18 protein-coding genes are annotated in these 21,621 nt (G+C 70.3%); 10 read left to right on the top strand and 8 right to left on the bottom strand.

Annotation, left to right across the window (positions count from 1 at the left end):
• Window positions 1-73 precede the first annotated feature (73 nt).
• Complete coding sequence (locus HUW53_RS03030; RefSeq protein WP_237344261.1) at window positions 74-544, top strand: hypothetical protein; 471 nt, start codon at window positions 74-76, stop codon at window positions 542-544.
• A gap of 66 nt (window positions 545-610) precedes the next feature.
• Here HUW53_RS03030 and HUW53_RS03035 read toward each other — a convergent pair whose 3' ends face one another.
• From HUW53_RS03035 to HUW53_RS03045, 3 genes are all read right to left on the bottom strand, one after another.
• Window positions 611-1,537, bottom strand: coding sequence for a LysR family transcriptional regulator (locus HUW53_RS03035; RefSeq protein ID WP_237344262.1), 927 nt, complete (start codon window positions 1,535-1,537; stop codon window positions 611-613).
• 74 nt (window positions 1,538-1,611) lie between these two features.
• Window positions 1,612-4,326 (bottom strand): DUF2339 domain-containing protein, encoded by a 2,715-nt coding sequence (locus HUW53_RS03040; RefSeq protein ID WP_237344263.1) that lies wholly within the window; start codon window positions 4,324-4,326, stop codon window positions 1,612-1,614.
• 662 nt (window positions 4,327-4,988) lie between these two features.
• Window positions 4,989-6,731 carry a tetratricopeptide repeat protein gene (locus HUW53_RS03045; RefSeq protein ID WP_307499562.1) on the bottom strand — a complete coding sequence of 581 codons (1,743 nt, stop codon included), beginning with the start codon at window positions 6,729-6,731 and terminating at the stop codon, window positions 4,989-4,991.
• 182 nt (window positions 6,732-6,913) lie between these two features.
• On the opposite strand from HUW53_RS03045, the gene HUW53_RS03050 reads away from it, so the two are divergent.
• The gene (locus tag HUW53_RS03050) at window positions 6,914-7,783 is read left to right on the top strand and encodes a 4-(cytidine 5'-diphospho)-2-C-methyl-D-erythritol kinase (protein WP_237344264.1); all 870 of its coding nucleotides are present in this window, start codon (window positions 6,914-6,916) and stop codon (window positions 7,781-7,783) included.
• Window positions 7,784-7,903: 120 nt separating this feature from the next.
• The gene (locus tag HUW53_RS03055; RefSeq protein WP_237344265.1) at window positions 7,904-8,227 is read left to right on the top strand and encodes a YnfA family protein; all 324 of its coding nucleotides are present in this window, start codon (window positions 7,904-7,906) and stop codon (window positions 8,225-8,227) included.
• A gap of 47 nt (window positions 8,228-8,274) precedes the next feature.
• Here the strand turns inward: HUW53_RS03055 and HUW53_RS03060 are convergent, their stop codons facing one another.
• Window positions 8,275-9,294, bottom strand: a complete 1,020-nt coding sequence (locus tag HUW53_RS03060) for a polyprenyl synthetase family protein (protein ID WP_237344266.1) — start codon at window positions 9,292-9,294, stop codon at window positions 8,275-8,277.
• 140 nt (window positions 9,295-9,434) lie between these two features.
• Here HUW53_RS03060 and HUW53_RS03065 point away from each other — a divergent pair, with 140 nt between their 5' ends.
• From HUW53_RS03065 to HUW53_RS03080, 4 genes are all read left to right on the top strand, one after another.
• Window positions 9,435-9,662 (top strand): putative signal transducing protein, encoded by a 228-nt coding sequence (locus HUW53_RS03065; protein WP_237344267.1) that lies wholly within the window; start codon window positions 9,435-9,437, stop codon window positions 9,660-9,662.
• 13 nt (window positions 9,663-9,675) lie between these two features.
• Window positions 9,676-10,437, top strand: coding sequence for a tRNA1(Val) (adenine(37)-N6)-methyltransferase (locus HUW53_RS03070; RefSeq protein ID WP_237344268.1), 762 nt, complete (start codon window positions 9,676-9,678; stop codon window positions 10,435-10,437).
• Between the two features lie 102 nt (window positions 10,438-10,539).
• Window positions 10,540-11,409 (top strand): S49 family peptidase, encoded by an 870-nt coding sequence (locus HUW53_RS03075; RefSeq protein WP_237344269.1) that lies wholly within the window; start codon window positions 10,540-10,542, stop codon window positions 11,407-11,409.
• 55 nt (window positions 11,410-11,464) lie between these two features.
• Entirely contained in the window at window positions 11,465-13,132 is a 1,668-nt protein-coding gene (locus HUW53_RS03080; protein ID WP_237344270.1) for an NAD+ synthase, read from the top strand.
• Window positions 13,133-13,406: 274 nt separating this feature from the next.
• Here HUW53_RS03080 and cydC read toward each other — a convergent pair whose 3' ends face one another.
• The 3 genes from cydC to HUW53_RS03095 all read right to left on the bottom strand — a co-directional run bounded on the left by cydC (window position 13,407) and on the right by HUW53_RS03095 (window position 17,460).
• On the bottom strand, window positions 13,407-15,128 hold the full coding sequence (gene cydC, locus HUW53_RS03085) for a thiol reductant ABC exporter subunit CydC (protein ID WP_237344271.1): 1,722 nt from the start codon (window positions 15,126-15,128) through the stop codon (window positions 13,407-13,409).
• Entirely contained in the window at window positions 15,125-16,936 is a 1,812-nt protein-coding gene (cydD, locus tag HUW53_RS03090) for a thiol reductant ABC exporter subunit CydD (RefSeq protein WP_237344272.1), read from the bottom strand. Before cydD ends, cydC begins: the two co-directional genes overlap by 4 nt.
• A 200-nt stretch (window positions 16,937-17,136) precedes the next feature.
• Window positions 17,137-17,460 carry a YARHG domain-containing protein gene (locus HUW53_RS03095; RefSeq protein ID WP_237344273.1) on the bottom strand — a complete coding sequence of 108 codons (324 nt, stop codon included), beginning with the start codon at window positions 17,458-17,460 and terminating at the stop codon, window positions 17,137-17,139.
• 107 nt (window positions 17,461-17,567) lie between these two features.
• Here HUW53_RS03095 and hyi point away from each other — a divergent pair, with 107 nt between their 5' ends.
• The 3 genes from hyi (at window position 17,568) to HUW53_RS03110 (ending at window position 20,755) form a co-directional block, all read left to right on the top strand.
• On the top strand, window positions 17,568-18,347 hold the full coding sequence (gene hyi / locus HUW53_RS03100) for a hydroxypyruvate isomerase (protein WP_237344274.1): 780 nt from the start codon (window positions 17,568-17,570) through the stop codon (window positions 18,345-18,347).
• Window positions 18,348-18,494: 147 nt separating this feature from the next.
• On the top strand, window positions 18,495-20,009 hold the full coding sequence (gene pyk / locus HUW53_RS03105; RefSeq protein ID WP_237344275.1) for a pyruvate kinase: 1,515 nt from the start codon (window positions 18,495-18,497) through the stop codon (window positions 20,007-20,009).
• Between the two features lie 269 nt (window positions 20,010-20,278).
• Complete coding sequence (locus HUW53_RS03110) at window positions 20,279-20,755, top strand: CYTH domain-containing protein (RefSeq protein ID WP_272903732.1); 477 nt, start codon at window positions 20,279-20,281, stop codon at window positions 20,753-20,755.
• A 4-nt stretch (window positions 20,756-20,759) separates the two neighbouring features.
• Here the strand turns inward: HUW53_RS03110 and HUW53_RS03115 are convergent, their stop codons facing one another.
• Window positions 20,760-21,620 carry a uracil-DNA glycosylase gene (locus tag HUW53_RS03115; protein WP_237344277.1) on the bottom strand — a complete coding sequence of 287 codons (861 nt, stop codon included), beginning with the start codon at window positions 21,618-21,620 and terminating at the stop codon, window positions 20,760-20,762.
• Window position 21,621: the final 1 nt, after the last annotated feature.

Genomic DNA, 21,621 nt, shown 5'->3' on the forward strand with positions numbered 1-21,621 from the left:
GCCGTCTCTTGACAGCGCGGGGGTGGGTCTGAGCAACTGGAAAGCCAATAGACAGGCATTTCGCGATCCAGCCATGCGCAGCACACTTTTCGCGGCTGTCGGCTTCGCCACCATCGTGACGGGGCCGGCACTGACGGCCGCAGCCCGGGCCGAGGAGCAGCTCAGCGCCGAGCAGGCGCGGGCCTTTGTGGTCGGGCGTGATTTCTCCTTCACCTGCTTCGAGGGCTCCAAGGGCTCCGGGCGCGTGTATGCCGACGGGTCGGTGGCGGGCATCATCTCGCTGCGCGAGGCGCCCGCCCGCTTTGTCCGCCTGCCGCCGAACACCCTGCGCGTGCAGGGCGGCGCCGTCTGCGGCGCGGTGAAGGGCATGAGCTTCGAGCCCTGCTTCGATGTGCTGAAGACCGGGCCGGCGAGCTTCCGCGGCACCCTCGCCGGGGTGCAGACCATGTGGTGCGATTTCCAGCGCACGGGCAAGGACCGTCCGCAGGTGGCGTCCCGCCGCAGCCGCTCCCGCCCCGCCGCGCAGGAGGCTTCGGCCGAATAGGCGGTGGCGCTCCGGTTGGTGGCGGTTCGGTCTCAGCCGGCGTGTCTTCTCTTGTTTTGCGCGCCCTCACACCGCCGTCGGCTCGTGCGCGGCAGGCGGCGTTTCGTCCACGCCCTCGATGCTGGCTTTCTGGCGGTGGAGTTCCCGCCCCACATGGTCCATGAACACGCGCACGCGCGCAGTGGTCTTGATGTCCGGATGGGTGACCAGCCACAGGCCGGAGGCCATTTCCGGTTCAGGCCCCAGGTAGCGCGCGAGGCCTGACGTGCGGGCGCCGATGAAGCAGGGCAGCACCGTGAGCCCGATGCCGGCGGCGGCGGCTTCCGCCAGCCCCAGCACCGAATTGACGCGATAGACGAGCCGTTCCTCGCCCACCCGCTCGCGCAGCCATTTTGCCGGCTTGATGCCGCTCAGGGCATCGGAAAAGCCGATCCAGTCATGCCGCCGCAGGTCGCCCGGTTCCAGCCGGCCGCCGGGCACGAGGTCCGGACGGGCGAAGACGCCCCAGCCGATGCTGGCGATGCGCCGCCCCACCAGGGCATCACCCGGCCGGTCGCTGGCGCGGATGGCGACGTCCGCATCGCGCTTCGACAGGCTGAGCGACGAGTTGGTGACCACCACTTCGAGCCGGATCTCGGGATAGGCCATGCGGAAGCTGGCCAGCACTGGGGTCAGCATGTGGATGAGCATGGAATCGTTGGTGGTCACCCGCAATTCGCCGGAGGGCCGCAGATCCTGCCCGGTGATGCGCCGCTCCACGGCGGCCACTTCCTCGCCCATGCGCTCGGCCAGTCGCACCATCTCCTCGCCGGTGGGGGTGGGCACATAGCCGGCGCGCGAGCGATCGAACAGCCGCGCGCCGATCTGCTCCTCGAGCGCCCCGAGGCGGCGGAAAATCGTCGAGTGATTCACCGCCAGACGCTCGGCGGCGCCTGAGAGCGACCCGGTTTCCGCAATGGCCCGCACCAGGCGGAAATCGTCCCAGGCGATCATCGGCGTTGCATCCTTGCGGACATGGTGGCTCCGCCGCCATTATTTCAGTGCATTGAAGAAAACGCGAGTGGGGCTCACGCGGTGTCCCCGTGTCCTCCATTGCGGGCGAGCAGCCTCTGGTAAAGCCAGCCCATGGCCACCAGCACGATGCCGAGGCCGATGAAGGACAGCGCGCGCAGCACCCCTTCCAGGTCCGCCATGTCGGAGACGAACACCTTCAGCACCGTGGCCATCATCACGGCCGCGGACGCCAGCCGCAGAGTTCGCGAGCCGCGCCACAGGGCGAGGCCCAGCAAGGCGATGCCAAAGGCAAGCCAGGTGGCTGAATAGGCATACCATTCGGTGGCGCCGATCCGTTCCGGGTCGAGCACCGGACCCTGGAACAGGCGGCTTACCTCGAACGTGGCGTAAGCGAGCGCCAGCACCAGCGCGAGCCCACCGGCCACCAGCCGCAACCGGACCCGCTCCGCCGGCAGTCCGGCCGCATAGAGCAAGGCGAGCCCGGCGGGCAGGCCATAGGCCAGAAGGAGATCGTTGAAGACCGGGCCGCCCACGTTTTCGCCGGTCACGAACGGATTTTCGGTGAGGAGCGCGGCCAGTGCGCACAGGGCGGCCAGCGTCGCCATAAGGTTGGAGAACAGGCGGTAGAAGGTGCGTCCCGTGACCCCCGCGAGCCGTTCGAGGCCGATGGCATAGGCGCCGTAGAGGGAGGCCAGCAGGCCGGTCTCGAACAGGCTCGTGACCGGGGTTTCCATATCGCCGCCATGGGCGAGGTGGCGCACCTCCAGAGCCGCCAGCAGCACGGCGAAGACGAGGGCGAGGCTCTCCAGCGTGCGGCGGCTCCAATCGTCGCCCGCCGGTGCCAGCAGGCGCGCCGCACCGGCAAACGCAAGCGTGGGCAGCCCATAGCCCCACAGCAGCCAGTTGAAGACCGGGGTGGTGCCCAGATCCGCCCCGGCGATGGTGGGCTCCCAGCCCACCCGCGCCAGCACCACCAGGCCGAGGCCGGCGGACAGGGGGCGCAGGCCGGGCAAGGGCCGCAGGGTCGATACCCAGGCCACGCCGAGCGTGGCGAGGGCCAGGCCCACGGTGAGCCATCCCTTTTCCAAGGCGAATGCGAGGGCGAGCGCCAGGCCCACCACGCCGCCGGCGGCGAGCGCCGCGGCCGGCGCCGGTCGGCGCAGGCGGCTTAGCCATTCCGCCGCCGCCGTGAACAGCGCGGCGAGCGCCAGGGCCAAGGCCGCAAAGGGCAGGCTTCGGTCGAGGGCGGTCAGGCGACCGTAGGCGGCAATCAGCAGCAGCAGCGGCCCGGTGGCCGCGGTTGCCGCCCAGCCGAGGCCGGCAAGGCCCCGCTGCGCCCGGCGCGCGCCGGCGAGGCCGACCGTGGCCAGTACCAGGGCCATGCCGAAGCCATAGAGGGCGAACGCACCCACCGACAGGCGCGCCGGCTCCGGCACGATGCCGGCCATCGGCCCGGCGGGGGCGAGGGCGCTGTCGGCGTCCGGCGGGAACACCCACGCGGTGAGGATGACCGGAGCGGCCACGGCGGCGGCCAGGGCAGCGAAGGTGGCGGCCTCCGCGCGCCAGGCGAGCAGCAGAGCGCCGAACACAACGACGAGAAATACCGCGAACGGCATCGGCGCGGCCTGTCCTTCGCTGGCGGCGAGGGCGGCCACGGCGAGCGCCAGGGCGGCACCATAGGTGGACATGGGGTCTGGCCGGTCCCCGCCCGGCGGTCCGAGCAGATGGCCGGGGGTCAGCAGCACGGCGGTGAGGGCCAGCAGCGCCAGCGCCAGCGCGCCGGCCGCTGGCACCGCCTGCGGAATGGTGAACACAAGCAGGATGAAGCCCCAGCCGGCCGTACCGGCCACCGCCAGCAGCGCGAACCAGCGCCACAGCCGAATGCGCGCCACCGCCAGCGCCGCCGCGCCCACCACCATGATGAGCAGGGCCACGCCCCAGGCGTCGGGGGTGTCGGTGCTGATGAGCCGCGGTGTCACCGCGGCGCCCGCGAAGCCGAGGGCGGCCAGCGCCGGGCCATGCAGCAGCGCCGCCAGCAGCGTGCCGATGGCGGTCAGCCCCAGCAGGGCGAAGGCGAGGGGCGGGGTGATGAGGTGATAGGTATCATAGGCGGCATAGAGGCTGCCAAACGCGGTCATGGTGCCCACCGCGGTCAGCAGGCCCGGCACCTGCGGCATCCCGGCCGGCGCATGCTCTGGCAGGCCCTGCCGCCGATCCAGCCGGCGCAGGGCCTCGCCCGCCGCCAGCAGGGCCGCCGCCAGGGCGAGGCCGAGGCCGATGCGCCCGGCGGGGCCGATCAGATTCTGCTCCACCGCGAACCGCACCAGGAACACGCCGCCCAGCGCCAGGGCCAGCCCGCCGACCCATACGGTCCAGCGCGCCCCGATCTTTTCTTCCAGGCCGCCGAGGTGCGCGCGGAGGCGGCCGAGCCTGCCCAGCACCGCCAGCGGCCGGCGCGGCGCGCGCCCGCGAGGATCGAGAGCGGGCCCAGAGATTGATCCTGGGTTTGGCTCCGGTTCCTCGATGTCCTCGGCGTCCTTGACATCCTTGATATCCGCGCGCGCGGACAAGGCGTGGGCGGCCGGAGGCGCCTCGGCGCCCGGCATGCGCGCGGCGGCCGGCGCTCCGGCGAGCGCGGCTTCCAGGGTCGCCATCCGGGCTTCGAGGGCGTGCAGGCGTGCACGTTGCCGGAGGGTGAGGACCAGGGCCACCACCGCCATCACCGGAAAGGCCAGTATCAGGACGACCAGCCAGGCCCATTCATCCATGTGGTCTCATCCTTGTCGAGCAGCCTTGCCGGAGAGATCCGGCGCCGTCGCGAGATCGTCGGCTGTGGAGGGTATCGCTCGCCCTGCCGGCGCGCCAGAAGGCGGGCGTGCAGCGGTGCGCGTCGATCGCGTTCGCAACCTTCGTCATCCGCCGGGCGGCGCTCCCCCAAGGGTGTCGGGTCCGGCGCGCAATGCCGACGAGCGTCTGAGCCGTGGCGCACGGAGCGCCGTCGGTGCCAGGGTTTGTCCTACGCCGGGTATGTGGGGCCGTGGCGCGGTGGTGCTCCCCGCTGGAATGCCGCAGGGGCGTGGGCTGGGCGTGCACATCGCGGGTCCGCCGGGTGCGGCGTCACGCACTGGGGCATCGTGCATGGGGGGCGGGCAAACGGGGATGGATTGGGGAAGCCGCGAGCCGGTACGAGAAGCCGGTGAACCACCCGCTCTCGACCGGTGGTACCGCCATCGCCCGTGGCGCCGCAGCCCATGAGCTGCGTACCCATGAGCCGCGTACCCAACGGCCGCGTACCCAACAACCGGGCGCGCGGCTCATGGGCGATTCGCCAGCCGGGAGCGGCTCACGCCAAAAGACCCGCGCCGCACCGCAGGTTCTCCGCCGGTGCGGTCTGGGTCACTTCGTCGCGGAAGACTACCGAGAAGGGGGCTCAGCCGCCCTTTTTGTCGTCTTCCGCCTTGCGCACGGGGGCGGGCTGGTCGACCGCGTCGAGGCCGTTGTCGATCTTTTTCACGATCTTGGCGAGGTCCTCGGGCGCGGGCTTCAGGTCGCGGGCATGCGCCCACTGGAAGCCCGCCTCCAGGCGCCGCCCCACCTTCCAATAGGCGTCGCCCAGGTGATCGTTGATGACCGGATCCTGGGGCATCAGCTCGACCGCGCGCTCCAGCTCGTTCACCGCCTCGTCGTAGCGGCCGAGCCGGTAATAGGCCCAGCCGAGGCTGTCCACGATGGGGCCGTCGTCGGGGCGCAAGGATACCGCCTTGCGGATCATATCCAGCCCCTGGTCCAGGTTGATGCCCTGGTCCACCCACGAATAGCCAAGATAGTTCAAAACCTGCGGTTGATCGGGGTTCAGCTCCAGCGCCTTCTTCAGGTCGGCCTCGGCGGCGGGCCAGTTCTTGCTGCGCTCGTTGCAGATGCCACGGAAGTAGAACAGCGCCCAATTGCCCTTGCCGGGCGTGGTGATCAGGTCGATCGCCTTGCCGTAAGTGGCGGCGCACTCCGCGAACATCTTGCGCGACTGCTGGATGCGGCCCAGCGCGACGATGGCCTCAAGATCCTTCGGATCGGCGGCGATGATGTCTTCCAGGTGCTTGCGCGCCTCATCGGGCTTGTCGATGGCGTCAAGATTGATGGCGAGCTGCACCTCGGCATTGCGGCGGAGCGGCGAGCCGGCCGGCACCGTCTCATAGAGCGCGATCGCCTTTTGCGGCTGCTTGAGCTGCTCGTAGAGGTCCGCCAGCGCCAGGCTGGCGAAGGGGTGCTCCGGATCGAGCCAGGTGGCGAGTTGCAGATAGACCAGGGCGAGGTCTTCCCCGCCCTGCCGGCCCAGGGTGGCGCCGAGACCGTAGAGCACCTCGGCCGAACCTTCCTGGGCGGTGGTCACCAGCGGCGGCAGGGCCTTGCCGGCCTTCAGCTCCTTCATCTCGGCGGCCACCAGGGGGTGGTTCGGCATCGCCTTCTCGAATTCGGACAGGGCGGCGATGGCGGCCGCGTCATTCTCGTTGCGCGAGAGCCAGCGGGCATAGGCATCCGCCGTGCGCAGGGAGCCGGGGTCGAGCTTCACCGCTTCGGCGAGGCGCTTGCCGGCCTCCTTCTTGTTGCCGGCGGCGTCCAGGATGAGGCCCGTATGCAGCGCCTTCAGCGGCGCGTACCAGTCCGGCCCCTGCAGGCGGTCGATCAGCTCCACCGCGCCCTTGGTGTTGCCGGAACCATAGAAGGTCCAGGCGGCGAGCAAGGTGGCGGTGAGATCGCCGATGGGGCCGCGCACCGACAGCGACAGGTTGGTGCGGGCGGTCTGGTACTGGCTTTTCTTGATGGCTTTGACCGCCAGCGCGAGGCGGGCGATGCGGTTGGTGCGATCCACCTTCACCAGACGGTCGGCCAGCTTCATGGCCTCGTCCATCTGCCCGTCCACCAGCGTGGCGAAGAAGGCGCGCTCGATCACCTCCGCATTGCGCGGATCAAGCCGCAGGAGGTTGCGCAGATACGTCACGGCCGCATCTGAATCGCGCTCGGCACTCGCAAACCGGGCGGCCAGATAGCTGCCCGAGATGGTGAGGTCCGTATCGGTGGGGGCCTCCGCGCGGGCCGTAACGGGCAGGGCAAGATGCAGCACCGCGGCAAGCCCGGCAGCCAGGGCCACGGAGGAGGAGAGGCGGGGAATCTTCACCGATCGAGAATCCTGAAGAGCCTGTGCGGCCGTTGCAACGCGCCATACAAGCGCGGCGAGATGGCGGGAGGATGGCCGCTTTCCCAGTGCGCCGCAAGTTTGCACGCGTCATCCTGTGTTGATGACGTCACGACATCGGCGGCGCCTTGCGGGCCTTCGGGCGGCGCGGCATAACGCGCGCCATGGAGCCGCTCGTCGCCAAGGCCCCGGCCAAGATCAACCTGACCCTGCGGGTGGTGGGCCGGCGGACCGATGGATATCATGATCTGGTGAGCCTCGTCGCCTTCGCCGGGGCCAGCGACGTGGTGTCGCTGCGTGCGGACGCCCCGCTCAGCCTGGCCGTGGCCGGGCCGATGGCGTCCGACGCGGGGCCGGACACCGACAATCTGGTGCTCAAGGCCGCCCGCGCCTTCGCGCGGGAACTGCCCGGCGCGCGACTTGGCGCCTTCCGCCTGGTGAAGCGCCTGCCGGTGGCGGCGGGGCTCGGCGGCGGGTCGGCCGATGCGGCGGCGGCATTGCGGCTGCTCGCGCGCCTCAATGGCCTTGCCGGCGACGATCCGCGTCTTCACGCGGCGGCGTGTGCCACTGGGGCCGACGTCCCGGTGTGTCTCGATCCCAGGGCGCGCGTCATGCGCGGGGTGGGGCACGAGCTGTCGGCGCCCATCGCCCTGCCGGTGCTGCCGGCGGTGCTGGTGAACTGCCGCGTGGCGGTGCCCACCGCCGACGTGTTCCGCACGCTCGGCCTGCGCGCCGGCGACCCGTTGCCGGGTCCCGACCACCCCTCCACCCTTCCGGTCGAGGCGTCGGCGCTGCGCGCCGTGCTCGCCGGCCTGCCCAACGACCTGGAGCCCCCCGCCCGGGTGGTGGCGCCGATCATTCAGGAGGTGATGGCGCGGCTCACCGGCGCGCCCGAGGCGCTTCTGGTGCGCATGTCGGGCTCCGGCGCCACGGTGTTCGCGCTCACCGACACCTGCCGCAACGCGGCTGCGCTGGCCCGGCGGGTGGCGGCGGCCCGGCCCGGCTGGTGGGTGCGGCCGACCGTTCTGCGCTGACACCCATGGCGTGCATCGCTGGCGTGCGTCGCGAAATGAGGTTGAGAGTCCGGGGGCGGTGCGCTTTCTTGAACGCATGGGACGCCGCGCCAAGCGGGTGCCGCAGGCCGAGAGAACCCGATGACGCTTCCCGCCTTTCTGTTTTCTGCCCTTGGCGAAATCGCAGGCTGCTTTGCCTTCTGGCATGTGCTGCGGCTCGGCGGCTCGCCCTGGTGGCTGCTGGCGGGGGTGGTGAGCCTTGGCGCGTTCGCCACGGCGCTCACGTTCGTTGATTCGGAAGCCGCTGGCCGCGCCTTCGCGGCCTATGGCGGCATCTATATCGTGTCGTCGCTGGCCTGGATGTGGCTGGTGGAAGGCGTGCGCCCTGACCGCTGGGATGCCGCCGGCGCCTTGTTGTGCCTAGCCGGCGCGGCGGTGATCGTGCTCGGCCCGCGCGGGGGGTGACGCGGGCCGGGCCCGCCGCGGGGCGCCCCGCGCGGCGGATACCCGTATCAGTGGGCGCGGGCGAGGCAGAAATCCACGGCCTGCGACAGGGCCGACTTGAGCGCGGACTTGGCGGGACTTGCCGGGAACAGGGCCAGGGCGTCCTTGGCCATGGCGCCGTAGTGGCGGGCGCGCTCCACCGTGTCGGCCAGCGCCCGGTGCTTCATGAGCAGGGCGATGGCCTGCTTGAGGTCGGCGTCGGTCACCTCGCCGTTTTCCAGGCACTTTTGCCAGAAGGCGCGCTCGCTCTCGTCGCCGCGGCGGAAGGCGAGCAGCACCGGCAGGGTGATCTTGCCCTCCCGGAAATCATCGCCGACGTTCTTGCCGAGCTTCGTCTGGTTGCCGCCGTAATCGAGGGCGTCATCCACGAGCTGGAAGGCGATGCCCAGATTCATGCCATAGGAGCGGCAGGCGGCCTGCTCCGCCTTCGGCCGCTGGCCGAGCACGGCCCCGACCTCGCAGGCGGCGGCGAACAATTCCGCCGTCTTGCCGCGGATGACGGCGAGATAATCGTCTTCCGAAGTCTGGGTGTTCTTGGCGGCGGCGAGCTGCATCACCTCGCCCTCGGCGATGACGCTGGCGGCATTCGAGAGGATGTCGAGGCACGTCAGCGAGCCGACCTCGACCATCATCTTGAACGCCTGGCCGAGCAGGAAGTCGCCCACCAGCACGCTGGCCTCGTTGCCCCACAATTTGCGGGCGGCGAGCTTGCCCCGGCGCATGTCGCTCTCGTCCACCACGTCGTCGTGGAGAAGGGTGGCGGTGTGCATGAATTCCACCGAGGCGGACAGCTTGATGTGGCCGTCGCCCTCGTACCCGCTCAGCGCCGCGCAGGCGAGCGTCAGCATGGGCCGCAAGCGCTTGCCGCCGGAGGAGATGAGGTGGTTGGCCACCTCGGGGATCATCGCCACGTCGGAGCCTGTGCGGGCCAGGATGGCGGCGTTCACGCGCTCCATGTCCGCCTTCACGAGGCGCACCAGCGCATCGATGGACGGTTCATTCGGCTCGAACGGAAGGACGACGGCCAAGAAACGCTCCCGCTTGTCAATCTTTCGGGCGCACCATAGGGATGCCCATGGGCATGGCGCAAGGGGTCTGGCGGCCCGCGCACGCGCTTTGGCGACGCGGGCAGGCCGAAGCGCCGGCCGGGCATCGGGAGCGGGCGAGGATGCGGGAGCTGCTGCGAACCAACGATCTGGTGCTGCTCGGCGCCGTCACGGCCCTGCTCGATGCCGCCGGCATCGGCCATTTGGTCGCGGATGCGCACATCAGCGCGCTTGAGGGCTCCATCGGCATTCTGCCCCGCCGCCTGCTGGTGGTGGACGATGAGGCGCCCCGCGCCTGGCGCCTGCTGGCGGAGGCGGGTTTTTCCGACGCCCTGCATGATCCGGCGTGAGCGGAGCTGCGCCGTGACCCCGCCCGCGCGCCCCGATGTCACCGCCGACGCCATCCTTGGCGGGCGCGTGACGCTGCGGCAGCAGGCGCGCGGCCATCGTGTGGGGCACGATGCGGTGCTGCTGGCGGCGCTCGCGCCGGCGGGGTGCCGGGCCATGGTGGATCTCGGCGCCGGCGTGGGGGCGGCGGGCCTTGCCTTCCTCGCGCGGGTGCCCGAGGCCACCGGGACGCTGGTGGAGATCGATCCCACGCTTGCCGCCCTGGCCACGGAAAACGTGGCGGACAATCACTTCGGCGGCCGCTGCCGGGTGGTGGTGGCCGATGTGCTGCGGCTCGCGCGTCCATCGGGTCCCCCGGCGCCGGCGGTGGGCATGGCCGACCTCGTGCTCGTGAATCCGCCCTTCAATGCCGCGGGCGCGCACCAGACCTCCCCCCACGCGGGACGCGCCCGCGCCCATATAGGCGGCGCCGAGCTGTTGCTGGCGTGGGTCACGACGGCCTATCGCTGCCTCGCGCCCGGTGGCGTGCTGTGCCTGATTCACCGGCCGGAAGAGATGGAGGCGATTTTCGCCGCGCTGGCGGGGCGCTTCGGCGCGGCGGAGCTGCTGCCGGTGCATCCGCGCCCCGAGGCGCCGGCGGTGCGCTTGCTGGTGCGCGCGGTGAAAGGCCGGCGCACGGCGCCGCGCCTGTTGCCCGGTCTTGTCCTGGCCGATGCCGAAGGCGTGCCCACCATCGCCGCGGAAGCGGTGGTGCGGGGCGCCGGCGCCTTGGGATGAGGGATCGGCGGGACGGTGCGGGGCGCGCCACCCGCGGTGGCGAGATCATCCGCCGCGCGGCTGTGCCTTGAGGCCGTCGCGCGGGGGGCTTACATCTCAACCATGGCCGATGCTCTCTCCTTCCTGCCGCGCCGTGTGCGCGCCCTTCTGCCCCAGCGCTGGCGCAAGGATGCGCCGGTGGTGCCCGTGGTGCGCCTGTCCGGCACCATCGGCATGAGCGCGCCGTTTTCGGCGTCCCTCACCCTCGCCGGCTGCGCCAAGGCGCTGGAGAAGGCGTTTTGTGTGAAGGATGCGCCGGCGGTGGCGCTGCTCATCAATTCGCCCGGCGGCTCGCCGGTGCAGTCCCACCTCATCTTCAAGCGCATCCGGGCGCTGGCGGAGGAGCGGGAAAAACACGTCTTCGCCTTCGTGGAGGATGTGGCGGCCTCCGGCGGCTACATGATCGCCTGCGCGGCCGACGAGATCTTCGCCGATCCGTGCTCGGTGGTGGGCTCGATCGGGGTGGTGAGCGCCGGCTTCGGCTTCGACAAGGCCATCGCCCGCTTCGGCATCGAGCGCCGCGTCTACACCGCCGGCGAGAAGAAGGTGTCGCTCGATCCCTTCCGGCCCGAGCGACCGGAGGACGTGGAGCGGCTCGATGTGCTGCTGAAGGAACTGCATGTGGTGTTCGCCGATCTGGTGCGCGCCCGGCGCGGCGTCACCCTCACGGCGGACGAGGCCACCTTGTTTTCCGGCGAGTTCTGGCTTGCCACCCAGGCCCTGGGCCTTGGCCTGCTCGACGGGCTCGGCGACGTGCGTTCCACCTTGCGCGCCCGGTATGGCGAAGGGGTGGAGCTGCCGCTGATGGAGGGGCCGAAGCCCTTCTTTCTGCGCCGCCCCGGCGGCTTTTCCGGGGCTCTGGCCCATGATGCGGCGGCCGGCGCGCTCGCCGCCGCCGAGGCGCGCGCCCTGTGGGCCCGCTACGGCCTGTGAGCGCTCGCCCATGTTTCTTCCTCCATCCCGCGACGCGGCCCGGTAGACCCCTCCCATGACCAGCCCCGCCAATACTCTTTTCATCGCCGTCGCCCAATTGAACCCGATCGTGGGCGACGTGTCCGGGAACCTGGAGCTGGCGCGCCGCACCCGCGACGCCGCGAAGCTCTCCGGGGCCGATCTCGTCGTGTTCTCCGAATTGTTCATCGCCGGCTATCCGCCCGAGGATCTGGTGTTGAAACCGTCGTTCCAGGCCGCCTGCCGCAACGCGGTCGAGGCGCTGGCGGCGGAGACGGCGGAGGGGCCGGCCCTGCTCATCGGGGCGCCCTGGGTGGAGGGCGGCAAGCTCTACAATTCGGTGCTGCTGCTGGAGAATGGCGGCATTTCCGCCGTGCGCCACAAGGTGGACCTGCCCAATTACGGCGTGTTCGACGAAAAGCGCGTGTTCGCGTCCGGGCCGTTGCCGGGGCCGATCCCGTTCAAGGGGGTGCGACTCGGCGTGCCCATCTGCGAAGACATCTGGGGGCCGGACGTGGTGGAGTGCCTCGCCGAGACCGGGGCCGAGATCCTGGTGGTGCCCAACGGCTCGCCCTATCGCCGCTCGGTCTATGAGGAGCGCGAGAATGTGGCGGTGGCGCGGGTGGTGGAAAGCCGCCTGCCGCTGCTCTATGTGAACCAGGTGGGCGGCCAGGACGAGCTGGTGTTCGACGGTGCCTCGTTCTGCCTCAATGCCGACCGCTTCCTCGCCCTCCAGTTCCCGAGCTTCGAGGAGCGGGTGCGGGTGACACGCTGGGAGCGGCTCGCCACCGGCTGGGCCATGACCGAGGGCGGTATCGTGGACCGCACCGAGGACGACGCGGCCGATTATGCGGCCTGCGTGCTGGGGCTGAAGGACTATGTGAACAAGAACCGCTTTCCCGGCGTGGTGCTCGGCCTCTCGGGCGGCGTCGACAGCGCCCTGTGCGCGGTGATGGCGGTGGACGCCCTGGGGCCGGAGCGGGTGCATTGCATCATGCTGCCCTATCGCTTCACCTCGGACGAGAGCCTGTCCGATGCGGCGGCGGTGGCTGACGCGCTGGGCCTGCGCTACGACATCCTGCCCATCGGCCCCGCCGTGGAGGGGCTGGAGGCGGCGCTGCGCCCCCTGTTCGCCGGCAAGGAGCGGGACGTGACGGAGGAGAACCTCCAGTCGCGGGCGCGCGGCACGCTGTTGATGTCGGTGTCCAACAAGTTCGGCGGCATGGTGGTGACCACCGGCAACAAGTCGGAGATGTCCACCGGCTACGCCACCCTCTATGGCGACATGAACGGTGGCTACAACCCCATCAAGGACCTCTACAAGACCGAGGTGTTCCGCCTTTCCCGCCTGCGCAACGTGTGGAAGCCGGCGTTTGCGGCGGGGCCGGGCGGCATCGTCATCGCCGACCGCCTCATCGACAAGCCGCCCACCGCCGAGCTGCGCGAGAATCAGAAGGACGAGGATTCGCTGCCGCCCTACGCCACCCTCGACGCGATCCTGTTCCGCCTGGTGGAGCTGGAAATGCCGGTGGGCGACGTGATCGCGGAAGGTTTCGACCCGGCGGTGGTGAAGCGGGTGGAACGCCTGCTGGCGATCGCCGAATACAAGCGCCGTCAGGCCGCGCCAGGGGTGAAGGTGACGCCCCGCAATTTTGGCCGCGACCGGCGCTATCCCATCACCAACCGTTTCCGGGACGAGGGCTGAGGCGCCTGCGCCCGCCCTTGTTGGGGGCCCACAAAAAATCAGCCTGACGACCTGCGGGGGGAGGTCGTCAGGCTGAACGCGGTTCCGGAGGTCTCTTCGTCCCGCGTGCTGCCTTCATCTCACGGCGGCGGCGCCCGCCACATCCCCCAAATGATGGATGCGAAGCCGACTTTGACGCGGAAGAGGCGTTTTTCCGTCGGTGTTTGCGCCCCTTTTCCCGTTCAGGTGGAGGCGTTTGACGCGGCCGGTTGCATGTCCGGCGCCAGCCTCCCGATCATCCGCCGGCGCCCGGACCCCTGCCGCCGATGGTCTTCAGGATTTCGGCGGGTGCGCCGCGGGCGGTGATCCGGCCATCGGCCATCACGATGATCTCGTCCATGGCGTCGAGCCGCGCGTGGCGGTGGGAGATGAGCAGAAGGGCGCGCCCCTCGGTCGCCTCCAGCACCGCGGCCATGACGTCACGCTCGGTCTGGGTATCGAGGCCTTCCGTGGGCTCGTCCAGGATGAGGATGGGGGCATCCTTCAACAGTGCGCGGGCGAGCCCGAGCCGCCGCGCCTCGCCGCCCGAGACCTTGGCCCCATGGGCGCCGACGAAGGTGTCGAGCCCCTTCGGCTGAGCTTCGATGAAGGCGAGGATGCCGGCCTTGGCGCAGGCCGCCTTCAGCGCGTCGTCGCTGGCATCGGGCGCCGCGAGGGTCAGGTTTTCGCGGATGGTGGCGGAAAACAGGTGGTCCCCCTGCGCCAGCACCGCGAGGCGCGCGCGCAGGCTGTCGGCGTCATAGGCGGCCACGCTCTTCCCGGCGAAGCGGACCGCGCCGGTGGTGGGCGCCCGGAACCGCAGGGCGAGGGAGACGAGGCTCGATTTGCCCGAGCCGCTCTGGCCGACCACGCCGACGCGCCGGCCCGGTTCAAGGGTGAAGCTCACATCGTCCACCGCCGGGGCGCCGGCGCCGGGATAGGTGAGGCCGGCATGGGCGAAGGCGAGCGCCCCTTGGGCCGGCACCGGCCGCGGCGCGGCGGGCTCGGCCACCGGCGGCGGCCGGTCCACCAGGGTGAAGATGCGCCGGGCGGACGCGAGCGTGCCGGGCAGGGTCTGGATGGCGAGGGGCAGCGGCGCCACCACCTCGAACAGGGCGAGGGCGAACAGCGCCAGCATCGGCAGGTCCGGTCCCGGCAGGCTGCCGCCGAGGACGCGCGGCGCGCCGATGAGGATCACGGCCAGCAGGCTCGCCTGCGCGGCAAGGCCGACGCCCGCGCCCGCGAAGCCGGCGATGCCCGCGAGCCGTCCCTCGGCGGCGATGAGGGTGTCGCTGGTGGCCTCCAGCGCGGCGCGGTGGCGCCGGCCGGGATCGTAGATGTCGAGCTCGGCGCGGCCTTCCAGATGATCGACCAGCGCGGCGTTCAGCTCCGCCCCGTGGGCGGTGACGGCGCGGGCGGCGGGCGCGGCGAGGCGCTGCACCAGGAGCGGCAGGCCGAGGCCGGACAGGACCGCCGCGAGCGCCACCACGAGCGCGATGGCGTGGTCGAAGGCGCTGATGAAGGTGAGCCCCACGGCCAGCACCACCACCGCCGCGGCCAAAGGCGAGATCACGCGCAGGAAGGCGAATTCCAGCCGGTCGATGTCGCCCTTCAGGCGTGCCAGCAGGTCGCCGCTGCGCTGGTCCTCCAGCGCCGCCGGGGCCAGCGGCGTGAGGCGGATGAAGAACCAGGGGCGCAGGCTCGCCACGAACTTCAATGTCGCCTGATGCCCGACGAGCCGCTCCACATAGCGGGAGACGGTGCGGGCAATGGCGAAGCCGCGGATATAGGCGGCCGGCGCGAACACGTCGATGGCGATGCCCGCGGCGCCGGCAAGGGCCATGGCGGTGATGAACCATCCCGAGGCGGCCATGAGCGCCATGTGGGCGAGGCTGGCGACCGCCGACAGCAGCACCGCGACGACCATCCAGAGCGCTTGCGGCCGCATGAGCGCGATCAGGCGCAGAAAATCCGTCATTGGGCCGCCTCCCAGAAATCCGCGTCGCCGCTGGTGGCGAGGCGGGCGTAAAGGCCATCCTGGGCGAGGAGGCTCGCGGCGTCCCCTTCCTCGACGATGCGACCGTGATTGACCACCACGATGCGGTGGGCCCCGGAGATGCTGGCCAGGCGATGGGCGGCGATGAGCCCGGTGCGGCCGGGCATGAGGCGGTGCAGCGCGGCTTCCACCTTGGCGGCGCTTTCGCCGTCGAGATGGGCGGTGGGCTCGTCGAGCACCACCATGGGCGCATCGCGGTAGAAGGCGCGCGCCACCGACAGGCGATGGGCTTCGCCGCCGGACAGGCCGCCGCCGGTTTCGCCCACCCGGCCCTCAAGGCCGCCGGGCACCGCCGCGACCACGTCGGACAAGCCGGCCTGGGCGACGGCGCGCTTGAGCCGTGCCGGGTCGGGCACCGCCTCGCCGGGGGCGATGTTGGCGGCCAGGGAGCCGGCGAACAGGCGCGGCCGCTGCGGCACATAGCCGATGTGGCGGCGCCATTGGGCCATGTCGAGCGCGCTGAGCGGCACGCCGTTCACCAGCACCCGGCCCGATGTGGGCGCCACGAAGCCGAGCAGCAGGTGGATGAGGGAGGACTTGCCGGCACCGGACGGTCCCACCAGGGCCACCGTCTCGCCGGGCGCCAGGGTGAAGCTGATGCCGTCAAGGGCGGTGCGCCCGTCGGCGAAGGTGAGATGCACATCCTCGAACCGCACTTCGATCCGCTCGGGGGAGGGCAGGGGGGTGGTGCCGCCGGGCTCGGCGAGGGCGGGCACGTCCTCCAGGGCCACCATGCGTTCGGCGGCGCCCAGCGCCTCCATGCGCGCGTGATAGGCGGTGCCCATGGCGCGCAGCGGCGCATAGAATTCCGGCGCCAGCAGCAGCACGAACAGGCCGGTGAAAAAGTCCATCTCGCCCCACAGCAGGCGGAAGCCGATGAACACAGCGACCATGGCGATGGACACGGTGGCGAAGAATTCCAGCACCAGCGACGAGAGGAAGGCGATGCGCAGCACCGCCATGGTGTCGCGCCGGTAGCCGTCGGCCACCGCGGCCACCTGGGCGGCCATGCGGCCGGCGGCGTTGAAGGCCTTCAGGGTGGCAAGGCCCTGCACCGCGTCGAGCAGATGGCCCGACATGCGCGCGAGCCGGCGCCATTGCTTCTGGTTGAGCCGTTCCGCCCCCTTGCCGATGAAGATCATGAACACCGGGATGAGCGGCGCGGTGAGCAGGAATACGAGGCCCGAGATCCAATCGAGCGGGAACACCACCACCAGGATGGCGACCGGCAGCGCCACCGCCAGCACCGAGGCCGGGATATAGCGCGCATAATAGGGCTCGACCGCCCGCACCCCCTCGGCGAGGGCCGCCACCAGATCGCCGGTGCGGGTCTCGGCAAGGCCCACCGGCCCGATGGCCTCCACCCGGTCGACGAGGGCGGCGCGCATGGCGCGCATCACCCGGGACGCGGCGGCGAAGCCGAAGCGCTCGGTGCCCCATTGGGTGGCGAAGCGCAGGGCCATGGCGGCCACGAGCCCGGTGATCTCCGGTGTGAAGGTCAGCGCCGGCCGCCCCTGGAACAGCACGCCGTTCAGGATGCGCGCCACCAGGAAGGCCTGGACGATGATGATGAGACCGGTGGCCACCGACAGCAGCAGGGTGGTGTTGAGGTCGCGCCGGGCGGACCCGCGGAAGCGGGACAGGAAGGCCGAGAGGCGCTTTTTGTCGGGCTTCTGGTCGAGATCGGACGGGGTGGAGATGGCGATGCCTCCGGTTGCTCTTGGGGGCATCGGTGAGGAAGGCGCATGTGGCTCCGGCCGGGCGCAGGCGCGCCCAAAGCCCGTCCTCGCCGCCGGGGATGCCTCGGATGCGGACGCATAGCATACAATCCGGCGCGCTTCACTGCGATGAAACGCCCGGTCTCGATACGGAAACAGCCGGTGTGGCGCAGGCGCGGTTCAAGTCACGGCCGCCGGGTTGCGTCATGATGTCAGTTGCAGCCTTTGCGCGCTTCCCACGCGCGCACCTCGTCCACATAGCGTTGCTGCTCGGCGGTCAGCTTGCCGAAGGGCGGGTAGCAGCGCGCGCCGAACGTGGCGATGGCGTCCGCGGTCTTGAAGCAATAGCCCTGCTCGGCATACACGGCGTTGCGCTGGTACCAGAGCGCACGGCACGACAATGTGCTCAGGTCCTGCGCCACCGCGGGGACCGGTGCAAGGCTGCCGCCGGCGGCGATGGCCGCGAGGGCCAAGGCGAGAGCAGGCTGGGCGAGGCGGGGCTGGAACCCACGCGCTGTCTTTGAAGGCATCGTCATCGGGCGGCTCCGCAGCGCTATCACCGTTCGCAGCTTGTCCCGCGACGGCGAAAGCCAGTCTAACCTAACGTCCGCGACACCTCAAAGAGAGGCGGGAGGTCGACGCCATGCCGAAATTCGACGCCAATTTGAGCCTGCTTTGGACCGAGCTGCCCTTTCCCGAGCGCTTCGCGCGGGCGCGGGCCGCCGGCTTCCGCGCGGTGGAATACCAGTTCCCCTATGATGACGAGAAGGAACGGCTCGCGGACCTTTTGGCCGCGCAGGGCCTCGCTTTGGTGATGCATAATCTGCCGGCCGGCGACTGGGCGGCGGGCGAGCGTGGCATCGCCTGCCTTCCGGGGCGGGAGGGAGAATTCCAGGACGGCGTCGGGCGCGCCATCGATTATGCGCGGGCGCAGGGCGCGCGCCGGCTCAACTGCCTTGCCGGGATCGCCCCGGCCTCGGTTCCGCCCGACGCGGTGCGCGCCACCCTGGTGCGAAACCTTAAGTTCGCCGCCGCCGAACTCAAGGCCGCCGGCCTCGATCTGCTGGTGGAGCCCATCAACACCCGCGACATGCCCGGCTTCGCCCTGAGCCGCTCGCGCCAGACCCTCGACCTGCTGGACGAGGTCGCGGCGGACAATGCCTTCCTACAATACGACGTTTACCACATGCAGGTGATGGAAGGAGACCTCACCGCCACCCTCACCGCGCACATGCCCCGCATCGGCCATATCCAGATCGCGGATGCGCCCGCGCGCGGCGAGCCGGGCACGGGGGAGGTCAATTTTCCCTTTCTGTTCAAGGCCATCGATGCGGCCGGTTACACCGGTTGGATCGGTTGCGAATACCGCCCGACCGCCGGTACCGACGCCGGCCTGGGCTGGTTTGCGCCCTATCGGGGGTGAATGGAGGGGGTTTCGATCCCGAATGGGACAGTGGGGCTGCCGCTTATGCGACTTTATGCGGAGACGCGGTCGTCGCATGATGCCGCTAAGCGAGGATCTGCCGCGCGCCAATCCGAGGGCTCACCCCGGAACCGGAGGAAACCCGTCATGCCCCATAAGCGAGCGCTGCCCAAGCGCGACCGCGCCACCAAGATCGTGGCGACCGTCGGCCCCGCATCCCAATCGGAGGAGAAGCTGGAGGCGCTGTTCCGGGCTGGAGTGGATGTCTTTCGCCTCAATTTCAGCCACGGCACCCAGGCCGACCATGGCGTGGTGCTGGACCGCATCCGCCGACTGGAGAAGGCGGTCGGGCGTCCGATCGGCGTCATCGCCGACGTGCAGGGGCCGAAATTGCGCATCGGCCGCTTCAAGGACGGCGGCATCGCCATCACCCCCGGCGACATCCTGCATTTCGATGCTGACACCGACCGGCTCGGCGAGGGTCGGCGGGTGCCCATTCCCCATCCCGACATCCTGGAGGCGTTGCCGGTGGGGGCGAGCGTGCTCTGCGACGACGGCAAGGTGCGCCTGAAGGTGGTGGAGAAGGGTCCCGGCTATCTGGAGGCCAAGGTGGTGGCGGGCACTCGCCTGTCCAACACCAAGGGCTTCAACATTCCCGATGTGGTGCTGCCGCTCTCCCCGCTGACCGAGAAGGACCGGGCGGACCTGGAGTTCGCCTGCGCCGCCGGAGTGGAATGGATCGCCTTGTCGTTCGTGCAGAAGCCGGCGGACATCCACGAGGCGCGCGCGCTCATCAAGGGGCGCGCGGCGGTGATGCTGAAGATGGAAAAGCCCTCGGCGGTGGAGCATCTCACCGAGCTGGTGGAATTGTCCGACGCCATCATGGTCGCGCGCGGTGATCTCGGGGTGGAAATCTCGCTGGCCGAGGTGCCGGCCCTGCAACGGCGGATGATCGCCGAGGCGCGCAAATACGGCCGTCCGGTCATCGTCGCCACCCAGATGCTGGAATCCATGATCCTGGCGCCGGTGCCCACCCGCGCCGAGGTCTCGGACGTGGCGACCGCCGTTTATGAGGGCACCGATGCCGTGATGCTCTCCGCCGAAACCGCCGCCGGCCAGTATCCGCTGGAGGCGGTGCAGGTCATGGACGAAGTCATCCGCCATGTGGAGCACGATCCCGGCTACCGCAAGGTGCTCGGCGCCTCCGAGGCGGATTGGGGCAACACCATCGGCGATGCCGTCATCAAGGCCGCCTATCAGGCGGCGGTGGCGGTGGACGCCGCCGCCCTCGTGGCCTTCACCATGTCCGGGACCACCGGCCTCAGGGCCGCGCGGGAGCGGCCTGAAATCCCCATTCTCGGCCTCACGCCCGAGCTGGGCACGGCCCGGCGCCTCGCGCTCTCCTATGGCGTGCACGCGGTGCAGATGAAGGAGGACATCCACTCCTTCGGCGACATGGTGGACACGGCGGTGCGCACTACGGTGCAGCACGGGCTCGGCGCGCCGGGGGACCGCCTCGCCATCTGCGCCGGCGTGCCTTTCGCCCATCCAGGTACCACCAACATCATGCGCATCACCATTATCGGCGCCGATGACCCGCCCTCCCGCTATGACGTGGACGCGGCCGCCGCTCGCACCCACGGCCGGAAAGCGCACGCCTGAGAGGCTGTATTCCCTTGGGAATATCAAGTGGCTCCTCTGCCTTGTTCTCGCGGAGGGGCCGCCCGTGTCCGGCAGGAAAGGTATTTCCTGCCGGCATCTCCTCATGTGCGCGGTATCGTCGCATGCTATATCTGCATAACGCCCGGAAAGGCTTCACGGAAACCTGATCTTGACGAGACGTTCGCCGGCTTGTTTCTCAGGTGGGGCTGGACTCGGAGGTGCATTTGCACCGATGATGCGGGCCTCTCAACTGAACTCCCCGTGTCATCATGGCCGTCGAAGTCGAGCGAAAGTTCCTGGTCGCGTCAGAGGCTTGGCGGGAGGGTGCCGTGGCGTGCCCGATCCGCCAGGGCTATCTGTGCCTCGGCGACGAAACAACGGTGCGCATCCGCATCGCCGGCGCCGCCGCCTTCATCACCGTGAAGAGCAAGACCGAGGGCATCTCGCGGGCCGAATATGAATATGAGATCCCGCTTGCCGATGGGGAAGCCATGCTGCGGGATTTGTGTGCCCGGCCGCTGATCGAGAAGACCCGCTATTCGCTGACGCACGCCGGAAAGCTCTGGACCGTGGACGTGTTCGGCGCCGACAACGCCGGCCTCGTGGTGGCGGAAGTGGAGCTCGATCATCCCGATGAGGTGGTGGAGCTGCCGTCCTGGGCCGGGGAGGAGGTCACCGCCGATCCGCGCTACCGCAATTCATCGCTGGTCAGCGCCCCCCTCGGCGACGCCTCTTGCGAGATCTGAGCCCTCAGGGCTTGCCCGCGTCCGCCTTGGCCAGCAGCGCTTCGATGGCCAGCAGGTCGCGCCACGCGAGGCGCTTGCCGATGGGCGTGCGCAGCAGATAGGCCGGGTGGAAGGTCGCCACCGCGCGGATGGTGCGCGTTCCCGTTTCGTAATCCTGGACGCGGCCGCGCAGCTTGGTGATGCCTTCCGTGGTGGCAAGCAGGGCCTGCGCCGATTGCCCGCCCAGGCAGACCAAAAGGTCGGGATCGGCCAATTCGATCTGGCGCGAGATGAAGGGCAGGCAGATGGCCGTTTCCTGCGGTGTCGGGGCGCGGTTGCCCGGCGGCCGCCAGGGAATGATGTTGGCGATGTAGGCGCGGGACCGGTCGAGGCCGATGGACCCCAGCATCAGGTCGAGGAGCCGCCCGGCGCGGCCGACGAAGGGCAATCCCTGCTGGTCCTCGTCGCGGCCCGGCGCCTCGCCCACGAACATCACCCGCGCCTGCGGATTGCCGTCCGCGAACACGAGGCGGCTTGCGGTGCGCTTCAGGGCGCAGCCCTCGAACGCCTCCATGAGCGCGCGCAGCTCGTCGAGGCTGGCCGCGCCGCGGGCGGCCTCCCGTGCCGCCATCACCGCCGCGTCGGGGGAATGGGGGGCGACCGCCGGGTTGTGCGGCGCCGGCCGGGGGGGGGGCTCCAACCGGGCCGGGGCGCGCGGCGCCTCCGCCGGCCGGCCTTCGGCCTCCGGTTGCGGGCGGCCGGTCTTCTGTTCCGCCGCGGTCTCGGCAAAGCGGTCCACGGGCGCTTCGCCCAGCGCCACGTCCACCCCCGCCTCCAGGTGGAAGGCGATGAGGTCGGACCAGTCGAGCGGTGGAAGGTCGGTCATG

This window comes from Xanthobacter agilis (assembly GCF_021730435.1).
GTDB classification, from domain to species: Bacteria; Pseudomonadota; Alphaproteobacteria; order Rhizobiales; family Xanthobacteraceae; genus Xanthobacter; species Xanthobacter agilis.

Bases quoted from the DNA above. Each gene is read 5' to 3' on its own strand.
- HUW53_RS03030 (WP_237344261.1), top strand. From the start codon at position 74: ATGCGCAGCACACTTTTCGCGGCTGTCGGCTTCGCCACCATCGTGACG.
- HUW53_RS03035 (WP_237344262.1), bottom strand. From the start codon at position 1,537: ATGATCGCCTGGGACGATTTCCGCCTGGTGCGGGCCATTGCGGAAACC.
- HUW53_RS03040 (WP_237344263.1), bottom strand. From the start codon at position 4,326: ATGGATGAATGGGCCTGGCTGGTCGTCCTGATACTGGCCTTTCCGGTG.
- HUW53_RS03050 (WP_237344264.1), top strand. From the start codon at position 6,914: ATGGAGCCGCTCGTCGCCAAGGCCCCGGCCAAGATCAACCTGACCCTG.
- HUW53_RS03055 (WP_237344265.1), top strand. From the start codon at position 7,904: ATGACGCTTCCCGCCTTTCTGTTTTCTGCCCTTGGCGAAATCGCAGGC.
- HUW53_RS03065 (WP_237344267.1), top strand. From the start codon at position 9,435: ATGCGGGAGCTGCTGCGAACCAACGATCTGGTGCTGCTCGGCGCCGTC.
- HUW53_RS03075 (WP_237344269.1), top strand. From the start codon at position 10,540: ATGGCCGATGCTCTCTCCTTCCTGCCGCGCCGTGTGCGCGCCCTTCTG.
- HUW53_RS03080 (WP_237344270.1), top strand. From the start codon at position 11,465: ATGACCAGCCCCGCCAATACTCTTTTCATCGCCGTCGCCCAATTGAAC.
- cydC (WP_237344271.1), bottom strand. From the start codon at position 15,128: ATGACGGATTTTCTGCGCCTGATCGCGCTCATGCGGCCGCAAGCGCTC.
- cydD (WP_237344272.1), bottom strand. From the start codon at position 16,936: ATGCCCCCAAGAGCAACCGGAGGCATCGCCATCTCCACCCCGTCCGAT.
- HUW53_RS03095 (WP_237344273.1), bottom strand. From the start codon at position 17,460: ATGACGATGCCTTCAAAGACAGCGCGTGGGTTCCAGCCCCGCCTCGCC.
- hyi (WP_237344274.1), top strand. From the start codon at position 17,568: ATGCCGAAATTCGACGCCAATTTGAGCCTGCTTTGGACCGAGCTGCCC.
- pyk (WP_237344275.1), top strand. From the start codon at position 18,495: ATGCCCCATAAGCGAGCGCTGCCCAAGCGCGACCGCGCCACCAAGATC.
- HUW53_RS03110 (WP_272903732.1), top strand. From the start codon at position 20,279: ATGGCCGTCGAAGTCGAGCGAAAGTTCCTGGTCGCGTCAGAGGCTTGG.
- HUW53_RS03115 (WP_237344277.1), bottom strand. From the start codon at position 21,620: ATGACCGACCTTCCACCGCTCGACTGGTCCGACCTCATCGCCTTCCAC.